This is a genomic window from Yimella sp. RIT 621 (assembly GCF_004146205.1).
GTDB lineage: Bacteria > Actinomycetota > Actinomycetes > Actinomycetales > Dermatophilaceae > Yimella > Yimella lutea.
The window spans coordinates 54,892-72,404 of sequence record NZ_SEIP01000002.1; the positions used below are offsets into that span (position 1 = coordinate 54,892).

The following is a 17,513-nucleotide window of genomic DNA, read 5'->3' on the forward strand; positions in this document are numbered from 1 at the left end:
CGCTGAGTCTGCATGGTGACACCTGTCACGTACGACGTCGGCTGTGGCGCCTTCATCCCGATCATGCGCGCGCTGGGCGCGGTCCCGACCGCGGCGGCGATCAACGCCGTCGCGCACCACCTGCTGGACTCCCCCCGTTGCGGTGACCTTCCGATCAGGATGTAAGGGGGATCGTCTGCCCTCGATCGACCAGACGCAGGTCGCCCGGGGCGGCGTCACGGGTGAACCGGGCGACGAAGTCCTCGCGGGGGGACTTGAAGACCTTGTAGTCGTCGAAGTGGATGGGGGTAGTCACCTTGGGACGGATCGCGTGCACCAACTTGACTCCTTGCCGGTCGTCCATGGTGACGGTCATCCCGGCAATCCTCGTGCCACCCAAGTGGACCACCATCGCGTCGATCGGCCCGCACCGTTCCACGACGCGCTCCAGGTCGCGGCGGAACAGGGTGTCGCCTGTGATGTAGGTACGCAACGGCGTGCCGGCACCGGTGTCCAGCTCCAGCACGCTGCCCATCACCGGTGGCAGCAGGAAACGCATCGGTCCGCGGGCGTGTTGCCCGGCACCGAGGTGATGCGCAACCCGACGCCGGCGGCGGCCAGCTCTGACGACTGCCACGGCGCTAGGGCCTTGGCGTCGAACTCCCACTTCTCGAGCCGGCGCGCCGCCTGACGTGTGGTGTAGACCGTAGGGGTCCGGTCGAGCTCCCGCCGGGCGATGCGGTCGAAGTGGTCCCCGTGCAGGTGGGACAGCACGATGGCGTCGAGCTGCGGCAGGTCTTGTGGCTGAACAGAGGGCTCGGTCAGCCGTCGGCTCACCAGGCCCTTGCCCAAGTAGGCGAACTGGCCCCGGTGCAGGAAGTTCGGGTCGGTCAAGATCGTGAACGGACCAAGTCGCAGCACCGTGGTGGCGGTGCCGATGAACTCCAGACTCGCGTCCATGGCTTACTCCTGGTGTCTAGCTGAAGAAGATGGGTGAACTGACAGGCCGGCGGCCCGAGCTGCTGGCGGGGTCGGCTCACCTACTGCCCATCAGACCACGGACCGTGAAGCCTCGCGACCCCCCGAAGGGTGCGACTGGGATGCCAAACCCCGGTGAAGGTCAGACGCAGGGAAAGCCGGTGAAGGCATCGCGCAGAGCGAGCAGTGCGCAGCCCGGCGGTGGCTGGAGACAGGGCATGGCGGATGCTCGCGACGACGCCTGCTGTGCGTGCTGGCCCGACGAGCGAACGTCGGGTAAACCGCAATGCGCTCTACCGGGCTCACGTGAAATGCTCGACGCAGCAGATGCTCTTCGGGGGAGGACGACGCACGCTGGACGTGCCCGGTCAGCTCCCCACGCCGATCGAAAGGTTGACCGATGACGGTCCCCGCAGCACCCGTCCGTCAAGCCGCCGCGGTGGCCGAGAACCTCACGAAGACCTACGGCTCGGGTGAGACCACGGTGTACGCCCTGCGTGAAGTCAGCGCGACCTTCGACCGTGGTCAATTCACCGCAATCATGGGACCATCCGGATCCGGCAAATCGACGCTCATGCACTGCCTGGCCGGTCTCGACACCGCGTCGAGCGGGCGCGTCCTCATCGGCGACACCGACCTCAGCGGCTTGAAGGACGCCGCGATGACCAAGCTGCGGCGCGATCGCATCGGGTTCGTCTTCCAGTCGTTCAACCTGGTGCCGACGCTGACCGCGAAGGAGAACATCACCCTTCCGCTGGACATCGCCGGCGCCGCCGTGGACAAGGAATGGTTCGACACCGTCACGCAGCGACTCGGTCTCACCGACCGACTCGGTCACCGGCCCAGCGAACTGTCGGGTGGTCAGGTGCAGCGTGTCGCATGCGCTCGGGCGCTGGTCGGACGACCGGAAATCATCTTCGGCGACGAACCGACCGGAAACCTGGACTCCAAGTCGTCCGCCGAGGTGCTCTCGATCCTGCGCGCGGCGGTCGACGACTTCGGGCAGACCGTCGTGATTGTCACCCACGACCCGCGCGCCGCGTCCTACGCCGAACGCGTCGTCTTTCTCGCCGACGGACAGGTCGTCTCCGACCAGAGCGGCCTGTCGGCCGATGACATCTACGAGTACATGAAGCACCTGGACGGTGGCGCCGGTCCGACGTCCCCGCGCACCGCCCCGACCCAGGGACGCTGACATGGCGAACACCATGCGCAAGGTGTCCTTGCGGAATCTCGGCGCGCACAAGCTGCGCCTGCTGCTCACCGTCCTGTCGGTCGTACTCGGCACATCGTTCGTGGCCGGCTCGCTGGTCTTCACCGGCACCGTCGGCAAGTCGTTCAACGACCTGTTCGACAACGTCGCGATCGGGGTGGATGCCCAGGTCACCTCCAAGAACGAGAGCGGTGGGGTCAGCACCGACCTCGGCATTCCCCAGTCGGACGTCGATCGGATGCAAGCGCAGAAGCGCCGCCTCGGCGTCGACAAGGTGCAGCTCGGCTACACGGGGACGATCGTCGTCGCCGACGCGAGCGGCAAGGCGATCCAGACCGGCGGCGCGCCCAGCGTCGGATCGAACTGGGTGCCGAACGACCAGGCGCTGGACCCGAACGGCGTCCGGATCATCGAAGGACGTGCCCCGCAGGCACCGAACGAGATCATCCTCAACCAGGACGCGGTCAAGAAGGGCAAGCTGAAGGTCGGCTCCCGGACCAAGGTGGTCGCCACCAACGGCAACGGCGAGCCGATGGACGTCACGGTTGTCGGCGTGACCAAGCTGTCGACGGCCGCCAGCGGGTACACCGAAGCCGACTTCACCACCGAGGGCGCCCGACGACTGTTCACGGACGGTGAACACGTGTCGACCGTCTCGCTCAGCGCCGTCGACGGCGTCTCCCCCGAACAGCTGAAACAGCGTGTGGCACAGGCCTTTCCGGACCTGAAGGTGACGACGGGCAACGAGGTGCGCAAGCAGGCGAAGGACTCGATCAACCAGTTCCTGCAGATCTTCAACTACATCCTGTTGTCGTTCGCGGCGATCGGCCTGATCGTCGGCACGTTCATCATCTACAACACCTTCTCGATGATCGTCGCGCAGCGGGTGAAGGAACTCGCACTGCTGCGTGCGATCGGTGCCGGTCGCAAGCAGATCACCCGGTCGGTGCTCTTCGAGGCGTTCGTGGTCGGGCTGACCGGGTCGGTGATCGGCTTCGCGATCGGCATCGGTCTGGCGGCCGGGTTGCAGGCGTTGCTGTCGTTGACCGGCTCGGGGCTGCCCGAAGGAGCGTTGGCGATCTCGCCGGTGGCGCTCGTCGCCTGCCTGCTGGTCGGCGTGCTGGTGACGATGGTGAGTGCGTACGCGCCGGCTCGCCGAGCATCCAAGGTCGCTCCGGTCGAGGCGATGCGTGAGAGCCAGACCGACGGCGCCGCATCGCTCAGGCTGCGCACGTTGATCGGTGCAGTGCTCGCCGTCCTGGGTGCCGCCGCCATCGCGATCGGCGCAACCGGCAAGGGCGGACAGGCGGCGGGCACGGTCGGCTTCGGCGCCGTCCTGCTGATCGTCGCCATCATCATGGGGTCGCCCGCCCTGTCACGTCCGATCATCGGCGCGCTCGGTGCGGTCATCGCCCGACCGTTCGGCAAGCTCGGCAACCTGGCCCGCACCAACGCCGTCCGCAACCCGCGCCGGACGGCCGCGACAGCGTTCGCGCTCACCCTCGGGCTGATGCTGGTTGCCGTGATCGGCACTCTCGGATCGTCCTTCAAATCGACGATCGACGCAGCTGTCAAGAGCGACATCACCGCCGACGTCATCCTCATCGGCAGCGAACGCGGCGTTCCGCCGGCGAGCGCCGCCGCCGTCGCCGCGGTGGACGGCGTGCAGGACGTGGTGCAACTGCGTAACGTCCCGGCGAAGGTCGACGGGAAGAATGCCGTCGGCACGGCGCCCAGCGGCGACCTGGGCAACGTGATGAAGCTCAAGATGGTGCAGGGCAGTTCCAATCTCGGCGGCAACGACCTGCTGGTCTCGGACAAGCAGGCGACCGAGCCGGGTTGGAAACTGGGATCGAAGGTGCGTCTGCAGACCGTCTTCGGCACCAGCACGACGGCGACCGTCACCGGTGTGTACCAGGAGAGTCCACTCTCGGGTCCGTACCTGATCGGTCAGGACGCGTACACGGCCCTCGTGCCCAAGCAGTTGCAGTCGTCGTTCGTGACCCTGGTCAATGTGGAGGACGGCGCGGACGTCCCGCCGGTGCAGGAACGCATCGGCGAGGCGACGAAGGACTACCTGACGATCAAGGTGCAGACACCGAAGGAGTTCGCGAACTCCCAGTCGGGTCAGATCGACCAGATGCTCACCGTGCTCTACGGGATGCTCGGTCTGTCGCTGCTGATCGCGGTGCTCGGCATCATCAACACGCTCGCGTTGTCGGTGGTCGAGCGCAAGCGCGAGATCGGCATGCTTCGTGCGGTCGGAATGTTGCGCAAGCAGGTGCGCCGGACGATCTACCTGGAGTCGATCCTGATCTCCATCTTCGGTGCTCTGCTCGGCATGGTCATCGGCGTCGCGATCGGCTGGTGCCTGGTGCGCACCTTCCGCGAGTGGATCCCGGACATCCAGGCGGTCATCCCGTGGGGAACGATCCTGTTCACTTTGGCGATGTCAGCAGTGGCCGGTGTGCTGGCCGCACTGTGGCCGGCCATCCGGGCGGCCCGCACCAAGCCGCTCGAAGCGATCGTCGATCTCTAGATCACCGGCAGGACGTCCGCCCAACGCGAATGTGAACGCTGCCCCTGACAACGAAAAAAGACGAACGGGCGAGCTCCTTGGAAGGAGCCCGCCCGTTCGACATCTCCGGTCGACGTCAGAGATTCGCCTTCTCCGTCGCCGGACCGGTGTAGCCCTTGGCCAGCCGGCTGCGGTGATAGCCGTAGACGAAGTAGATGACGAACCCAAGCACCAACCAGATGAGAAAGCGCAACCAGGTCTCGACCGGGAGCGTGAGCATGAGGTAGCCACAGATCAACGCCGAGATGATCGGCAGCACCGGGCTGAACGGCACCTTGAACGGGCGGTGCATGTCGGGACGCTTCTTACGCAGCACCGGGACCGCGATCGACACGAGGAAGAACGCGCTCAACGTGCCGATGTTGATCATGTACTCCAGTTCGCCGACCGGGGTCAGCGCGGCGACCAGGGCGATGACCAGGCCCAGACCCATCGTGATCCGCAGCGGGGTTCCGGTCTTCGGGTTCGTCTTGCCGAGGCTCTTCGGCAGCAGCCAGTCACGCGACATCGCAAAGATGACACGCGAGGCGCCGATCAGCAATGTCATGACGACCGTGGTCAGACCGGCGACCGCACCGGCCGCGATCAATGTCGCGAACCCGTCCTGCCCGACCGCTTCGAAGGCCTTCGACAGGGACGCACTGGGTGCGATCTCGTTGTAGGGCTGCATGCCGGTCAGCACCAAGGCGACGCCGCAGTAGAGCAAGGTGCAGATGATCAGCGAACCGATGATGCCGCGCGGCAGGTCGCGAGCGGGGTTCTCGGCCTCTTCGGCGGTGGTCGCGACGACGTCAAAACCGATGAACGCGAAGAACACCAACGATGCTCCGGCCATGATGCCCGCGATACCGAAGTGTGCTGGTGTCATGCCGAAGATCCACTCGGTCAGCGGCTGCTTCCAGACGTCCGTGGTGCCCTCGGCCGGCTTGCTGTCGGGGACGAACGGCGTGTAATTCTCCTTCTTCACGTAGAACAGACCAGCGACGATCACGAACAGGACGATGAAGACCTTCAGCGCGACGAGTGCGAGGTTGACCCGCAGCGACTCCTTGATACCGACGCTGACCAGGATCGTCAGCACCGCGACCAGGAGAAAGGCGGGAAGGTCGAAACTCGAGCCGTACGCGATCGACTCGGGCATCGACCAGCCCATCTGTTCGAAGAACACTCCGAGATAGGCCGACCAACCCTGCGCGACAACAGCTGCACCGAGCATCAACTCGAGCAGGAGGTCCCACCCGATGATCCACGCGATGATCTCACCCAGTGATGCATAGCTGAAGGTGTAGGCCGAGCCGGAGACCGGGATCGCCGACGCGAACTCCGCATAACAGAGGGCAGCCAGGCTGCAACAGAACGCGGCGATGATGAAGGAAAGAACCACTGCCGGACCGGCGAGTTCGTTGGCGGCTTTACCGGCCACCGTGAAGATGCCTGCGCCGATGACGACGCCGACGCCGAACACCGTGAGGTCGAGCGCGGTGAGCCGCTTCTTGAGTTGGTACTCCGGTTCGTCACCCTCGGCGATCGATTGCTCGACCGTCTTCGTACGCATCATGCTCATGGCGAGAGCCTTCCTGCTGGTGCTGCCCGAGTCGAGAGTTGAATCTACGACTGTCTGACCCCCTGGGCCAGAGTGAGAACGGGAAAATTTCGCACTCGCCGGGAGTACCCAGTGGTAACGCCCACATTCCGGTCACCCCGCCCGGCGTCCGTCGCCACGTACGCTGGCGCACGGCCGTCCGGCCGGGCAGTTCGAGTCGAGTTCAGGAGACACCGATGGGTCAGCAGGCAGGCATGGGCGCGATCCCCTTCGAAGGCGGCGTCGCCTTCCGAGTGTGGGCTCCCCACGCAGAACGCGTGGCCGTCGTCGGCGACTTCAACGGCTGGGACGGCGGCGCGACCGTCATGGAGCCCGAGGGCAACGGTTACTGGTACGCCGAGACGAAGGCGGAGGTCGGCCAGGAGTACAAGTACGAGCTCACCGCCGGCGGTCAGTCCTTCCAGCGCATCGACCCGTATGCCCGCAAGGTGACCAACTCGGTCGGCAACGGGATCGTCTACGACCACGGCACGTACGACTGGGGCAGCGACGCCCCCAAGCTCGACTCGATCGACGACCTGGTCATCTACGAATTGCACGTCGGCTCGTTCAACGCCGAGCAGGGACGCGGCTCGTTCGAGTCCGTCGGCGAGCGCCTGGACTACCTGAAGTCGTTGGGAGTCAACGTGATCGAGCTCATGCCGGTCATGGAATGGGCAGGCGACGACTCCTGGGGGTACAACCCGGCCCACCTGTTCGCGGTGGAATCGGTGCTCGGCGGGCCCGACGGTCTGAAGAATCTCGTCAAGGCCGCGCACGAGCGTGACCTCGCGGTCATCGTCGACGTCGTCTACAACCACTTCGGTCCGAGCGACCTGCCGACCTGGCAGTTCGACGGTTGGTCGGAGAACGGCAAGGGCGGCATCTACTTCTACAACGACGAGCGGTCCTCGACGCCGTGGGGCGACACCCGCCCCGATTACGGACGTCCGGAGGTGCGCGCGTTCATCCGCGACAACGCCCTCATGTGGTTGCGCGATTTCCACGCCGACGGTCTGCGGTTCGACATGACGCCGTACATCCGCAGCAAGGACGGCTCGGGCATGGACATCCCCGAGGGTTGGGCGATGATGCGGGAGGTGAACTCCGCTGTGCGACAGGAGTTCCCGGACCGCATCCTGATCGCCGAGGACATGCAGCAGAACCCCGCGGTCAGCTCGACGGACGAGGCCGGCGCCGCTTTCCACGCCCAGTGGGACGGTGCGTTCGTGCACCCGGTGCGTGAGGCGCTGAAGGCGTCCACCGACGAACACCGCTCGCTGGAGGCACTCGCAGGAGCGATCCTGCAGAAGTACAACGACGACGCGTTCCAGCGGGTCATCTACACCGAGTCGCACGACGAGGTGGCAAACGGGAAGGCGCGCGTGCCACTGGAGGTCGCGCCCGACGACACGTCCGGTGAGCTCGCCCAGAAGATGGCCACGCTCGGTGCCGCGACGATGCTGACCTCCCCCGGCATCCCGATGCTGTTCATGGGTCAGGAGTTCCTGCAGGACGGCTGGTTCCAGGACACGGTCCCGCTCGACTGGTCGCTCACCGAGCAGGTGCCCGGCGTGGTCGACATCTGGCGCGACCTGATCGCGTTGCGCCGCAACGCAACAGGACGCAGTGCCGGACTGCGTGGTCAACACACCGAGATCGTCAGCGCGGACGACGACGCCAACGTCATCGCCTACCACCGCTGGGCGCAGGGCGGCCCGAACGACAGCGTCGTCGTGGTGCTGAACTTCAGTGGCGAGGCACGCTCCGACGTTCCGGTGAGCTTCCCGGGCGCGGGTGGTTGGGAACTGTTGCTGAACACCGACGGCACGAGCTACTCCGACGAGTTCGGTTCAGTCGCAGCAGGATCGGTGACCGCGGAAGGCGAGCCGGCTGCAGCGACGGTCAACATCGGCCCGTACTCGGCCCTCGTGTTCGGCTACACCGGCTGAGGCCCAGCGCATCTCGCCTCGGTTTCGGCGCGTGGGGGTTCGCAAGCTCACCCCCACGGCTCAACCAGCGGCGGTGGTTGAGCCACGCCGCCGACGAAGCCGGCAGCGAGCAAGGTGGTCCACGGCGAGAACCTCGTCAAGGCCGTCGGCAACCAGAAGTCGTCCGTGACCGCCTCGCTGGTACAGATCGGTCGTCGCGGCGCTGGTGACCGTAGTCATCATCCTGCTTGCCCGCCGCGACGAACGAGGGTCAGCCGCGTAGCTCATGCGTCGAGGGTGTCCAGACCCTTCTGGGAGATGTGCTTGACGAGGTGGTCGAGTTCGCCGAAGTTCTGGCCCGCCATCGAACCGGCCTTCTGCCGGGCGTTGATGCCCTGGACGATGCCGGCGAGCTTGAACGCGGCGAACGCCTCGTAGAAGCCCAGATCCGACAGGTCGAGCCCGGTGCGCTCGGCGTACCGCTTCTTGACGAAGTCGCGTCCCGGGAAGCCCGGCGTGCGGGTGATGGACGGTGTGATGCCGACCGGCTCGTCCGACTCCTCGACCCAGTAGAAGAGGGTCAGCGCCAGGTCGGCGAGCGGGTCGCCGAGCGCCGAGAGCTCCCAGTCGAGGACCGCGGCAACGGTGCGCGGGTCCTTCGGATCCATCATGCAGTTGTCGAGCCGGAAGTCACCGTGGATGACCGAAACCCGCTGCGGCGCAGGCGCCCCTGAGGACAGGCGGCGTCCGAGCTCGTCCATCTGCGGAATCTCGATGGTCTTCGAGCGCTGCCACTGCTCGGTCCAGCGACGCACTTGGCGCTCCATGAACCCCTCGGCCTTGCCGAAGTCAGCAAGCCCGACAGAGTCGGGGTCGGTCAGGTGCAGCGCGGCCTGAGTATCGACCAGCGCCCCCGCGATGCGCTGCATGTCGTCGACCGAGTCGGCGTATCCCTCGGGGAATGCTTCGCGGATCACGTGACCGTCGACCTTGCGCATCACATAGCAGGGCAGTCCGAGCAACTCGCCTTCGTCGACGAGCACGATCTCGGGCACCGGCACCGACGTGCCGGCGAGCGCCTTCTGCACCCGCGCCTCACGACCCATGTCGTGTGCACTCGGCAGCAGCTTGCCCGACGGTGGACGGCGCAGGATGAGTTCGCCTGCGCCGGAGCGCAGTTCGAAGGTGAGATTGGACTTGCCGCCCGCGATCAGCTTGGCCTCGAACTCACTCCATGCCTCGTCACCGGTCGCTTCGGCCAACGCGGGCCCGAGGTGCTCCGGACGCACCAACTCGTCGTACTCACTCACCGCATGTCTCCTCAAAAATCGCCACCGACGCCGATGGTCAGCAGATTACGTGGCCGCCCTCTGGCGAGACCCTGCGGGACGCGCGATGACGTCGATGCCCGCACGCCTCGGCGAGGTCAGGCGAAGGTCAGCGGAACGCCGGTCTTCTCCTGCAGTTCCTCCTGCGACAGACCGTCGACGATCTCCCGGACGACGAGACCGTCGTCGGTCACGTCGATCACCGCGAGGTCGGTGATGATGCGCTGGACGACTCCCTTGCCGGTCAGCGGCAACGAGCACTCCTGCACGATCTTGTGGCTGCCGTCCTTGGCGAGGTGCTCCATCAGCACGATGACCTTCTTCGCGCCGTGGACCAGGTCCATCGCCCCGCCCATTCCTTTGACCATCTTGCCGGGGATCATCCAGTTGGCGATGTCGCCGACCGCGCTCACCTGCATGGCGCCGAGGATCGCGGCGTCGACCTTGCCACCGCGGATCATCCCGAAGCTGGTCGAGGAGTCGAAGATGCTCGCCCCCTTGCGCAGGGTGACCGTCTCCTTGCCGGCGTTGATGAGGTCGGCGTCCTCCTCCCCCTCGAAGGGATAGGCACCGGTGCCGAGGATGCCGTTCTCGGATTGCAGCACGAGTTCGACGTCGTCGGCCACGTAGTTGGGCACGAGCGTCGGCAGGCCGATGCCGAGGTTGACGTAGTCGCCGTCCTGCAGCTCCTGCGCCGCACGACCCGCCATCTGTTCACGGGACAGAGCCATCTCAGGCCTCCTTGCTTTCTGCGACGCTCTCCGAGCCACCGGCCGCGCCGGCGCCCGGACGCTGACGGGTGGTCGTGCGCTCGATCAACTTGTCCTGCGCCTGCTCGGGCGTCAGGGGCACGACGCGGTGGACGTAGATGCCCGGCAGGTGCACTTCGTCCGGCTCGATCTCACCGGGCTCGACGAGGTGCTCGACCTCGGCGATCGTGACGCGCCCGGCCATCGCACAGGCCGGGTTGAAGTTGCGGGCCGACGTGCGGAAGACGAGGTTGCCGTGACGGTCACCCTTGTAGGCACGCACCAACGCGAAGTCGGTGACGATCGACTCCTCGAGCACGTACTCGCGCTCTGCGCCGAGGCTGTCGAAGGTGCGGGTCTCCTTCGGCGGCGATTCGATCTCGATACCTCCGTCGGCGTCGTACTTCCACGGCATGCCGCCCTCGGCCACCTGAGTGCCGACACCGGTCTGCGTGTAGAACGCGGGGATGCCGGCACCACCGGCGCGCATCTTCTCGGCCAGGGTGCCCTGCGGGGTCAGGCGAACCTCGAGCTCACCGGACAGGTACTGCCGCGCGAACTCCTTGTTCTCACCGACATAAGACGCCTGGACGAGGCTGATCCGCTTGTCGGCCAACAGGATTCCCAGGCCGGCACCGTCGACGCCGCAGTTGTTGGAGATCACTTTCAGGTCGTCCGCGCCGGCGTCGTGCAGCGCCTCGATGAGAACCGTCGGGATGCCGCAGAGCCCGAATCCGCCGACCGCCAGCGAGGAACCGGGGCCGATGTCGGCCACCGCCTGCGCCGCGGACGCAACAACCTTGTCCATGACCGCACTTTCGTTGTGTCGAGGTGAACCAGCCCCGATGCTATCCATCATGTGACCGCGGTCACCATGGCGGCCACACACGGTGCCGGCAGCCGACTGGTGCCACGCCACACCGTCCTACAGTTGCAGTCATGACACCCGGGAAGAGAGTTGCCATCGCACTCGGCTCCGGTGGCGCCCGCGGCTACGCCCACATCGGCGCCCTCGAAGTGATCGCCGAACGCGGCCACGAGGTCGTCACGATCGCCGGCACCTCGATGGGCGCTCTCGTCGGCAGCTTCGCCGCGTCCGGCCGGATGGACAACCTCAAGGAGTGGGCGCTCAGTCTCACCCAGCGCGACATCCTGCGGCTGGTCGACCCGAGCCTCGGCGGCCCGGGTGTGGTCCGAGCCGAGCGCATCCTGACGAAGATCGGTGCACTGCTTGCCGATTCGCAGATCGAGGACTTCCCGATCCCGTTCACCGCCGTCGCCACCGACCTCGACGGACGCCGCGAGGTGTGGTTCCAGAAGGGTCCGGCCGACATCGCAGTGCGTGCATCGATCGCGATGCCCGGAGTCATCCACCCGATCACCGTCGACGGACGAATGCTGGTCGACGGCGGACTGATGAACCCGATCCCCGTCGAACCCACGCGCGCGGTGCCCTCCGGCATCACGATCGCGATCTCGCTCAACGGTGTTCGCCAGAGTCAGGGCGTGAACGAGGGTGTGCCGCTCTCGCCGCTGCGCACCATCATCGGAAGCAGCGAGGCGCTGACCCGAGGAGCTCGCCGAGTTCGCCGGAGCACCAACGAGATTCTCGAGACGCCGACGATGCAGCGGCTGTCTGCGCGACTGACCGCCAACCGTGCGGCCGAGGACGCCGACCTGGACGCCGACCCGCTGGCGCGTCTGCTCGGGTCGCGCATGCCGAAGGACCTGTCGACGATCGAGATCTTCAACCGCTCGTTCGACACGATGTCGTCGCTGGTCGCGCGGTACCGGATGGCATCCAACCCGCCGGACGTCCTGGTCACGTTGCCCTCGGACGCGTGCCGAACGCTGGAATTCCACCGCGCCGCGGAGATGATCGAACTGGGTCGGATTATGACCGCCGAAGCCCTGGACGCCCAAGGGCTCTGAGCTGAACAGCGTCCGGCTGAGTCCCAGCCCATCGCGCCGTGGTTTCGGCACCTGCGCCTTCCTCCGTCAGGCCCAAGGCTCAACGAAGACCCGTCCCATCGTCGCCGAGATGAGTGGCGAGCCAGTCGACAAGGGGTCGGCCGGTGCGCCAGTCGTCCCGGATCCGCGTCAACACCTCCGGGGTGTGCACGAACGGCTCGAAGCCGTACTGCTTCGACAGCGACATCGTCCTGTGTCGCAGCAGTTCGATGCGCGGGTTGTCTGCGCTGTAACCGCGCGGCGCGGTCTTGACGGTGTCACCGCCGAGCGCCCAGCCCTGCGCCGTCAGATCGCCGATCATGCGCTCGAGGGTCGCGCCGCTCGGGCTGTCGATCACCTTGCGCAACAAGGCGAGTCGGTCCGGCGGGGCGTTGTAGAACCCGAGGCCGACCATGACACCGGCAGCGGACAACTGCACGTACCACCCGGTGGCCTCGGCAGCGGACACGTACATCCCCTGATGCGTCTTGTACGGGGTCTTGTCCTTGCTGAACCGGATGTCGCGGTTCGGGCGGAAGATCTTCGCCGACCCGAACTCGTACTCCAGGTCCGCTGCGAGAGCCTCGAACGGCGCGCGCACCGACTCCTCGTAGGTCGAGCGGTGCGCGTCCCAGAACGCCTTGCTGTTGTCCTGCTCGAGGTCGTCGTAGAAGTCGAGCGCTGCCACCGGGAAACCGTCGAAACCCACGTCCGAAATCACCGTTCGATCGTAGACATGAGGAAAGTCCGCAGAACGGGACTACGCGGCTGCGTCGGCAGCGACCACCGGTCCGCCGGTGACCTGCTGTTTCCTCGATCCGCGACCGCGGTTCTTCAACCGGCGCTCGACGAACTCGGCCAGCTTGGACAGCGAGTAGTTGATCAGGATGTAGATCACGCCGAGCACGAACATCATCTGCACGATGTTGGCGTTGTTGGATCCGATGCCCTGACCGGTGCGCAGCAGTTCGCTGTAGAGCACGTTGTAACCGAGCGCGGTGTCCTTCAGCACGACGACCAACTGGCTGATCAAAGCCGGCAACATCGCGGTGATCGCCTGCGGCAGCTGAATCATCCGCAGGGTCTGGTTGGCTCGCAGACCGATCGACAGACCGGCCTCCCGTTGCCCGTTGGGCAACTGGTCGACACCGGAGCGGATGACCTCGGCGACCACCGAGGAGTTGTAGAGCACCAGACCGGTGACGGTCGCGTACAACGGGGCCAGTTCGTCGTCCACGGCACCACTGGTGGACAGGTAGCCGTAGGTGAACAGCATCATCAACAGCACCGGGACTGCGCGGAAGATCTCCACGAACACCGAGCAGATCCAGCGCAGCGGCGCGATCTCCGACATCCGGCCGAGGGCGAAGAGCACACCCAGGACACCGGCGATCACGATCGCGATCGCGGCCGCCTTGAGCGTGCCGACCAGGCCCTCGAGCAGGGACTGCCAGACGGTGCCGGTGGTCAGCGGCTTCCACAGCGCCGACGCGAACTGGCCCTTGTCGTCCAGCCGCTTGTAGACCAGGAACATTCCGACCAAGAACAACAGCACACCGACGACGGTGAGCATCATGTGCCGGCGGCGAGCCTTCGGGCCGGGTGCATCGAACAGAACCGAGGCGCTCATCTCTTCACCGCCAGCTTCTTACCGAGGTGCCCGATGAGGACGCCGGTGGGGAGGGTCAGCAGGACGAACAGTCCGGCCGTGGCCAGGAACGCCTGGTTCAGCAGGCCGGGGTCTTTCTCGGTGACCGCGGTCAGCAGGGCTGCCATCTCTGCCACACCGATGACGACCGCGATCGTGGTGTTCTTGGTGAGCGCGATCAGGGTGTTGCCCAGCGGCACCACCGCGCCGCGGAACGCCTGCGGCAGCACGACCTCCTTCAGCGACTGACCGAAGGTGAGCCCGATGGAGCGGGCGGCCTCGGCCTGCCCGAGCGGGATCGTGTTGACGCCACTGCGCAGCGACTCACAGACATACGCGGCGTGGTAGATCACCAGACCGAGCACCGCCAACCGGAAGTTGTTGATGTCGAGGTACGCGGGGTCCTTGCTGTCGGCGAGGCTGATGCTCAGCTGCGCCCACAGGACCAGGTTCATCGAAAGGATGATCAATGTCAGCGGCAGGTTGCGGAAGACGTTGACGTAGGAGGTGCCCAGGAAGCGCAACATCGGCACCGGCGACATACGCAGCACCGCGATGATCGTGCCCAGGACGAGGCTGCCGATCGCAGCCAGGACCGTCAGCTTGATGGTCATCCAGAAAGCCGACAGCAGGTGGTACTCGTTGATGAGTTGTGACATCACTGCCTTTCGAAGTCACGAAAGGGAAACCGCGTCGGTGCCGGCATGACCGACACCGACGCGGCACCGATCACGCGCAGGTCTCGAGGGACTTCGGCGGGTTCTCGGTGGTGTTGTACTTGTAGTCGGCGCCCAGGTTCTCCTTCAGCGCCTTCTCCCACGACCCGTCCTTGATCATTTCCTGGATCGCGGAGTTGACCTTGGTGCAGGTGTCCTTGTCGCCCTTCTTCAGGCCGACGCCGTACTTCTCGGTGGAGAAGGTGCCACCGACGAGCTTGAAGGCACCCTTGTACGCCGCCTGGTTGGAGTACCCGGCGAGGATCGCGTCGTCCGTTGTCATCGCGTCGACAGCGCCCGACTTCAGCGCGGTGGCGCAGGCGGAGTAGGTGTCGTACTTCTGCGGCACCAGAGCCGGCTGCTTCTTCTTCAGGTTGTCGACCGAGGTCGAACCGGTGACCGAGCAGACCCGCTTGCCCTTGAGCGCGTCGACGCTGTTGATGTCACTGTCGGACTTCACCAGCACGGACTGGCCGGCGACGAAGTACGGGCCGCCGAAGGAGACCTGCGCCTTGCGCTTGTCGGTGATCGAGTAGGTCGCGAAGATCATCTTGACGGTGCCGGCGGCCAGCATCTTCTCGCGCTGCTTCGAGGGCGACTCGACGAACTGGATCTGGTCTTCCTTGAAGCCCATCTTGCCGGCGACGTACTTGGCGACGGCTACGTCGAAGCCGGAGTTCTTGGTGCCCTCCTTGAAGCCCAGACCAGGCTGGTCGAACTTCACACCGATCTTGATCTTCTCCCCCGAGCCGGACGAGTCGTCTCCGCCGCAGGCGGCGAGGGTCAGGGATGCTGCGGCCATCATGGCGACCGCGGAAGCGGAACGGAACTTCATGATTCTCCTCCTGCTGACGGGATGGTTGTCATCCCGGGACTGTGGGTGAGCGTGCTCAGTGCGCCAGGATCTTGGACAGGAAGTCCTTGGCGCGATCGGTCTTGGGGTTGTTGAAGAACTCCTCGGGCGTCTCCTGCTCGAGGATCTGGCCGTCGGCCATGAAGACGACGCGGTCGGCGGCACGGCGCGCGAAGCCCATCTCGTGGGTCACGACGATCATCGTCATGCCCTCCTTGGCGAGTTGCCCCATGACGTCGAGCACCTCGTTGATCATCTCGGGGTCGAGTGCCGAGGTCGGCTCGTCGAAGAGCATCACCTTGGGCTCCATCGCGAGCGACCGCGCGATCGCCACGCGCTGCTGCTGTCCGCCGGACAACTGCGCCGGATACTTGTTCGCCTGGTGGTCGACACCCACGCGCTTCAGCAGTTCCATCGCGCGCGACTCGGCCTCCTTGGCCTTCATCTTGCGCACCTTGATCGGCCCGAGCGTGATGTTCTGCAGGATCGTCTTGTGCGAGAACAGGTTGAACGACTGGAAGACCATGCCGACGTCCGCACGAAGCTTGGCCAGGCCCGCGCCTTCTTCCGGCAGCGGAATGCCGTCGATCGTGATCGACCCGCTCTCGTAGGTCTCCAGGCGGTTGATCGTGCGACACAGCGTCGACTTACCCGACCCGGAAGGGCCAAGGACGACGACGACCTCACCCTGGTGAACGGTCAGGTCGATGTCCCGCAACACGTGCAGATCACCGAAGTGCTTGTTCACGTTCTCCAGGACGACCAACGGCCGACCGGCCTGCCCGTCACGCCCCGCTTTGCTCAGATCCGCGGGCTGCCCCTCGGCGGCATTCTGCTGCGTCATGGCGGACACCCTAAGTCACATGAACACATCAATGTCATGACATGGGGGCATTTGGGACGTTACGCAGCGCAATCGTGACCAAATCCGGACGTTCGCCGTTCAGCTCGCAACGAGCTCCGCGAGTTGGATCATGTTGAGCGCAGACCCCTTGCGCAGGTTGTCGACGCAGACGAAGAGTTCGAGGGCGCGCGGGAAGTCACCGGGCTGCCTGACCCGTCCGACGAACACCGGGTCCGTGCCGACGACGTCGACGGGCGTCGGCCACTCCTGCCGCAACGGATCGTCCAGGACGACAACGGAGTTGGATCTTTCGGTCAGGGCGCGGACGGCGTCGGCCCGCGTGAGTCGTCGCTCGAAGCTCAGATGCAGCGAGGCCGAGTGGGCGGTCGTGACCGGCACCTGGACGCAGGTGGTCGCCATCCGCAGATCGGGTTCACCCAGGATGGCGCGCACCTCTTCGCGGGCACGCAGCTCGGTACTCGACCAACGTCCGTCGCCCGGGCCACCGACCCACGGAATCACGTTGAACGCCACCGGCGCCGGGAACGGTGAGCGCCCGTCGATGTCGGACACGAAGCGACGCACATCGCCCGGAGTCTGACCGACGCCTCGGTTCCCTGCAAGCTCGGCGGTCTCGTCGTACAGGCGATGGACGCCGCGGACACCGGCGTCGGACACGGCCTGGTACGTGGCGGCGACGACCTCGCGCAGATGCCAGACCTCGTGCAAAGTCGCGAGCGTGTTGGCCATCAGCAAGGTCGTGCCACCGGGGCTGGCGATGATCCGCCCGCCCTCGCCGCGGGCTGCATCCGGATTGATCTCCGGCACCACCAACGGCACGGTCGGGTTGACCGTGTGGGCCCCGGAGTTGTCGATGACGACGGTGCCGGCTCGCGCGATGATCGGCGCCCAGGTGCGGGCGACATCGATCGGCACGCTGAGGATGCAAACGTCGACGTCGTCGAAGTTCGCCTCCGCCAACTCCTGGACAGGCAGTTCCTGGCCGAGCGCCTGCATCGTCGCTCCCTGGGAGTGTCCGGACGCGAGCAGCCGCACCTCACCCCAGACGTCGGGACGGGTGGGCAGCATCGAGACCAGGGTCTGTCCGACCACCCCCGTCGCACCCACGACGGCGAGAACAGGTCGGCGACCGTTCATCAGGCC

The 17,513-nt window shown here is 65.8% G+C and carries 17 protein-coding genes; 5 read left to right on the forward strand and 12 right to left on the reverse strand.

The annotated features are described in order from the left end of the window. Positions 1–12: 12 nt before the first annotated feature. Positions 13–165, forward strand: a complete 153-nt coding sequence (locus tag EU513_RS15670; RefSeq protein ID WP_168990100.1) for a hypothetical protein — start codon at positions 13–15, stop codon at positions 163–165. Here the strand turns inward: EU513_RS15670 and EU513_RS16075 are convergent. Continuing rightward, positions 155–538, reverse strand: a complete 384-nt coding sequence (locus EU513_RS16075) for an MBL fold metallo-hydrolase (protein ID WP_205744633.1) — start codon at positions 536–538, stop codon at positions 155–157. The two genes, EU513_RS15670 and EU513_RS16075, sit on opposite strands and share 11 nt — an antisense overlap. Next, positions 514–939: an MBL fold metallo-hydrolase gene (locus EU513_RS16080; protein ID WP_205744634.1), complete on the reverse strand. Its 426-nt coding sequence runs from the start codon at positions 937–939 to the stop codon at positions 514–516. Before EU513_RS16080 ends, EU513_RS16075 begins: the two co-directional genes overlap by 25 nt. Before the next feature lie 418 nt (positions 940–1,357). Between EU513_RS16080 and EU513_RS02135 the strand changes: the two genes are divergently transcribed. Next, entirely contained in the window at positions 1,358–2,152 is a 795-nt protein-coding gene (locus EU513_RS02135) for an ABC transporter ATP-binding protein (protein WP_129624213.1), read from the forward strand. Position 2,153: 1 nt separating this feature from the next. Beyond that, complete coding sequence (locus EU513_RS02140) at positions 2,154–4,709, forward strand: ABC transporter permease (RefSeq protein ID WP_205744635.1); 2,556 nt, start codon at positions 2,154–2,156, stop codon at positions 4,707–4,709. Between the two features lie 115 nt (positions 4,710–4,824). Here the strand turns inward: EU513_RS02140 and EU513_RS02145 are convergent, their stop codons facing one another. Further along, the gene (locus tag EU513_RS02145) at positions 4,825–6,312 is read right to left on the reverse strand and encodes an amino acid permease (RefSeq protein WP_129624214.1); all 1,488 of its coding nucleotides are present in this window, start codon (positions 6,310–6,312) and stop codon (positions 4,825–4,827) included. A 215-nt stretch (positions 6,313–6,527) separates the two neighbouring features. Between EU513_RS02145 and EU513_RS02150 the strand changes: the two genes are divergently transcribed. Next, positions 6,528–8,282, forward strand: a complete 1,755-nt coding sequence (locus EU513_RS02150) for an alpha-amylase family glycosyl hydrolase (protein WP_240795886.1) — start codon at positions 6,528–6,530, stop codon at positions 8,280–8,282. A 263-nt stretch (positions 8,283–8,545) separates the two neighbouring features. Here EU513_RS02150 and EU513_RS02155 read toward each other — a convergent pair whose 3' ends face one another. From EU513_RS02155 to EU513_RS02165, 3 genes are all read right to left on the reverse strand, one after another. Further along, on the reverse strand, positions 8,546–9,571 hold the full coding sequence (locus EU513_RS02155) for a phosphotransferase family protein (RefSeq protein WP_129624215.1): 1,026 nt from the start codon (positions 9,569–9,571) through the stop codon (positions 8,546–8,548). A gap of 116 nt (positions 9,572–9,687) precedes the next feature. Beyond that, a complete protein-coding gene (locus EU513_RS02160; protein WP_129624216.1) occupies positions 9,688–10,320 on the reverse strand; it encodes a CoA transferase subunit B in 633 nt (210 codons plus the stop codon). Position 10,321: 1 nt separating this feature from the next. Then, entirely contained in the window at positions 10,322–11,146 is an 825-nt protein-coding gene (locus EU513_RS02165) for a CoA transferase subunit A (protein ID WP_129624217.1), read from the reverse strand. A 131-nt stretch (positions 11,147–11,277) separates the two neighbouring features. Here EU513_RS02165 and EU513_RS02170 point away from each other — a divergent pair, with 131 nt between their 5' ends. Continuing rightward, a complete protein-coding gene (locus EU513_RS02170) occupies positions 11,278–12,270 on the forward strand; it encodes a patatin-like phospholipase family protein (RefSeq protein WP_129624218.1) in 993 nt (330 codons plus the stop codon). Between the two features lie 79 nt (positions 12,271–12,349). Here the strand turns inward: EU513_RS02170 and EU513_RS02175 are convergent, their stop codons facing one another. The 6 genes from EU513_RS02175 to EU513_RS02200 form a co-directional block, all read right to left on the reverse strand. Then, entirely contained in the window at positions 12,350–13,009 is a 660-nt protein-coding gene (locus EU513_RS02175; protein ID WP_205744637.1) for a DUF2461 domain-containing protein, read from the reverse strand. Between the two features lie 39 nt (positions 13,010–13,048). Further along, positions 13,049–13,918, reverse strand: coding sequence for an amino acid ABC transporter permease (locus EU513_RS02180; RefSeq protein ID WP_129624219.1), 870 nt, complete (start codon positions 13,916–13,918; stop codon positions 13,049–13,051). Beyond that, on the reverse strand, positions 13,915–14,595 hold the full coding sequence (locus EU513_RS02185) for an amino acid ABC transporter permease (protein ID WP_129624220.1): 681 nt from the start codon (positions 14,593–14,595) through the stop codon (positions 13,915–13,917). The genes EU513_RS02180 and EU513_RS02185 overlap by 4 nt, the downstream gene beginning before the upstream one ends. A 70-nt stretch (positions 14,596–14,665) precedes the next feature. Further along, positions 14,666–15,487: a glutamate ABC transporter substrate-binding protein gene (locus tag EU513_RS02190; RefSeq protein ID WP_129624221.1), complete on the reverse strand. Its 822-nt coding sequence runs from the start codon at positions 15,485–15,487 to the stop codon at positions 14,666–14,668. Between the two features lie 55 nt (positions 15,488–15,542). Further along, on the reverse strand, positions 15,543–16,349 hold the full coding sequence (locus tag EU513_RS02195) for an amino acid ABC transporter ATP-binding protein (protein ID WP_129624222.1): 807 nt from the start codon (positions 16,347–16,349) through the stop codon (positions 15,543–15,545). 99 nt (positions 16,350–16,448) lie between these two features. Further along, a complete protein-coding gene (locus tag EU513_RS02200; protein ID WP_129624223.1) occupies positions 16,449–17,507 on the reverse strand; it encodes an aspartate-semialdehyde dehydrogenase in 1,059 nt (352 codons plus the stop codon). Between the last annotated feature and the right edge of the window lie 6 nt (positions 17,508–17,513).

Bases quoted from the DNA above. Each gene is read 5' to 3' on its own strand.
- EU513_RS16075 (WP_205744633.1), bottom strand. From the start codon at position 538: ATGCGTTTCCTGCTGCCACCGGTGATGGGCAGCGTGCTGGAGCTGGAC.
- EU513_RS02160 (WP_129624216.1), bottom strand. From the start codon at position 10,320: ATGGCTCTGTCCCGTGAACAGATGGCGGGTCGTGCGGCGCAGGAGCTG.
- EU513_RS02170 (WP_129624218.1), top strand. From the start codon at position 11,278: ATGACACCCGGGAAGAGAGTTGCCATCGCACTCGGCTCCGGTGGCGCC.
- EU513_RS02150 (WP_240795886.1), top strand. From the start codon at position 6,528: ATGGGTCAGCAGGCAGGCATGGGCGCGATCCCCTTCGAAGGCGGCGTC.
- EU513_RS02185 (WP_129624220.1), bottom strand. From the start codon at position 14,595: ATGTCACAACTCATCAACGAGTACCACCTGCTGTCGGCTTTCTGGATG.
- EU513_RS02165 (WP_129624217.1), bottom strand. From the start codon at position 11,146: ATGGACAAGGTTGTTGCGTCCGCGGCGCAGGCGGTGGCCGACATCGGC.
- EU513_RS02195 (WP_129624222.1), bottom strand. From the start codon at position 16,349: ATGACGCAGCAGAATGCCGCCGAGGGGCAGCCCGCGGATCTGAGCAAA.
- EU513_RS16080 (WP_205744634.1), bottom strand. From the start codon at position 939: ATGGACGCGAGTCTGGAGTTCATCGGCACCGCCACCACGGTGCTGCGA.
- EU513_RS02140 (WP_205744635.1), top strand. From the start codon at position 2,154: ATGGCGAACACCATGCGCAAGGTGTCCTTGCGGAATCTCGGCGCGCAC.
- EU513_RS02190 (WP_129624221.1), bottom strand. From the start codon at position 15,487: ATGAAGTTCCGTTCCGCTTCCGCGGTCGCCATGATGGCCGCAGCATCC.
- EU513_RS02200 (WP_129624223.1), bottom strand. From the start codon at position 17,507: ATGAACGGTCGCCGACCTGTTCTCGCCGTCGTGGGTGCGACGGGGGTG.
- EU513_RS15670 (WP_168990100.1), top strand. From the start codon at position 13: ATGGTGACACCTGTCACGTACGACGTCGGCTGTGGCGCCTTCATCCCG.
- EU513_RS02180 (WP_129624219.1), bottom strand. From the start codon at position 13,918: ATGAGCGCCTCGGTTCTGTTCGATGCACCCGGCCCGAAGGCTCGCCGC.
- EU513_RS02135 (WP_129624213.1), top strand. From the start codon at position 1,358: ATGACGGTCCCCGCAGCACCCGTCCGTCAAGCCGCCGCGGTGGCCGAG.
- EU513_RS02145 (WP_129624214.1), bottom strand. From the start codon at position 6,312: ATGAGCATGATGCGTACGAAGACGGTCGAGCAATCGATCGCCGAGGGT.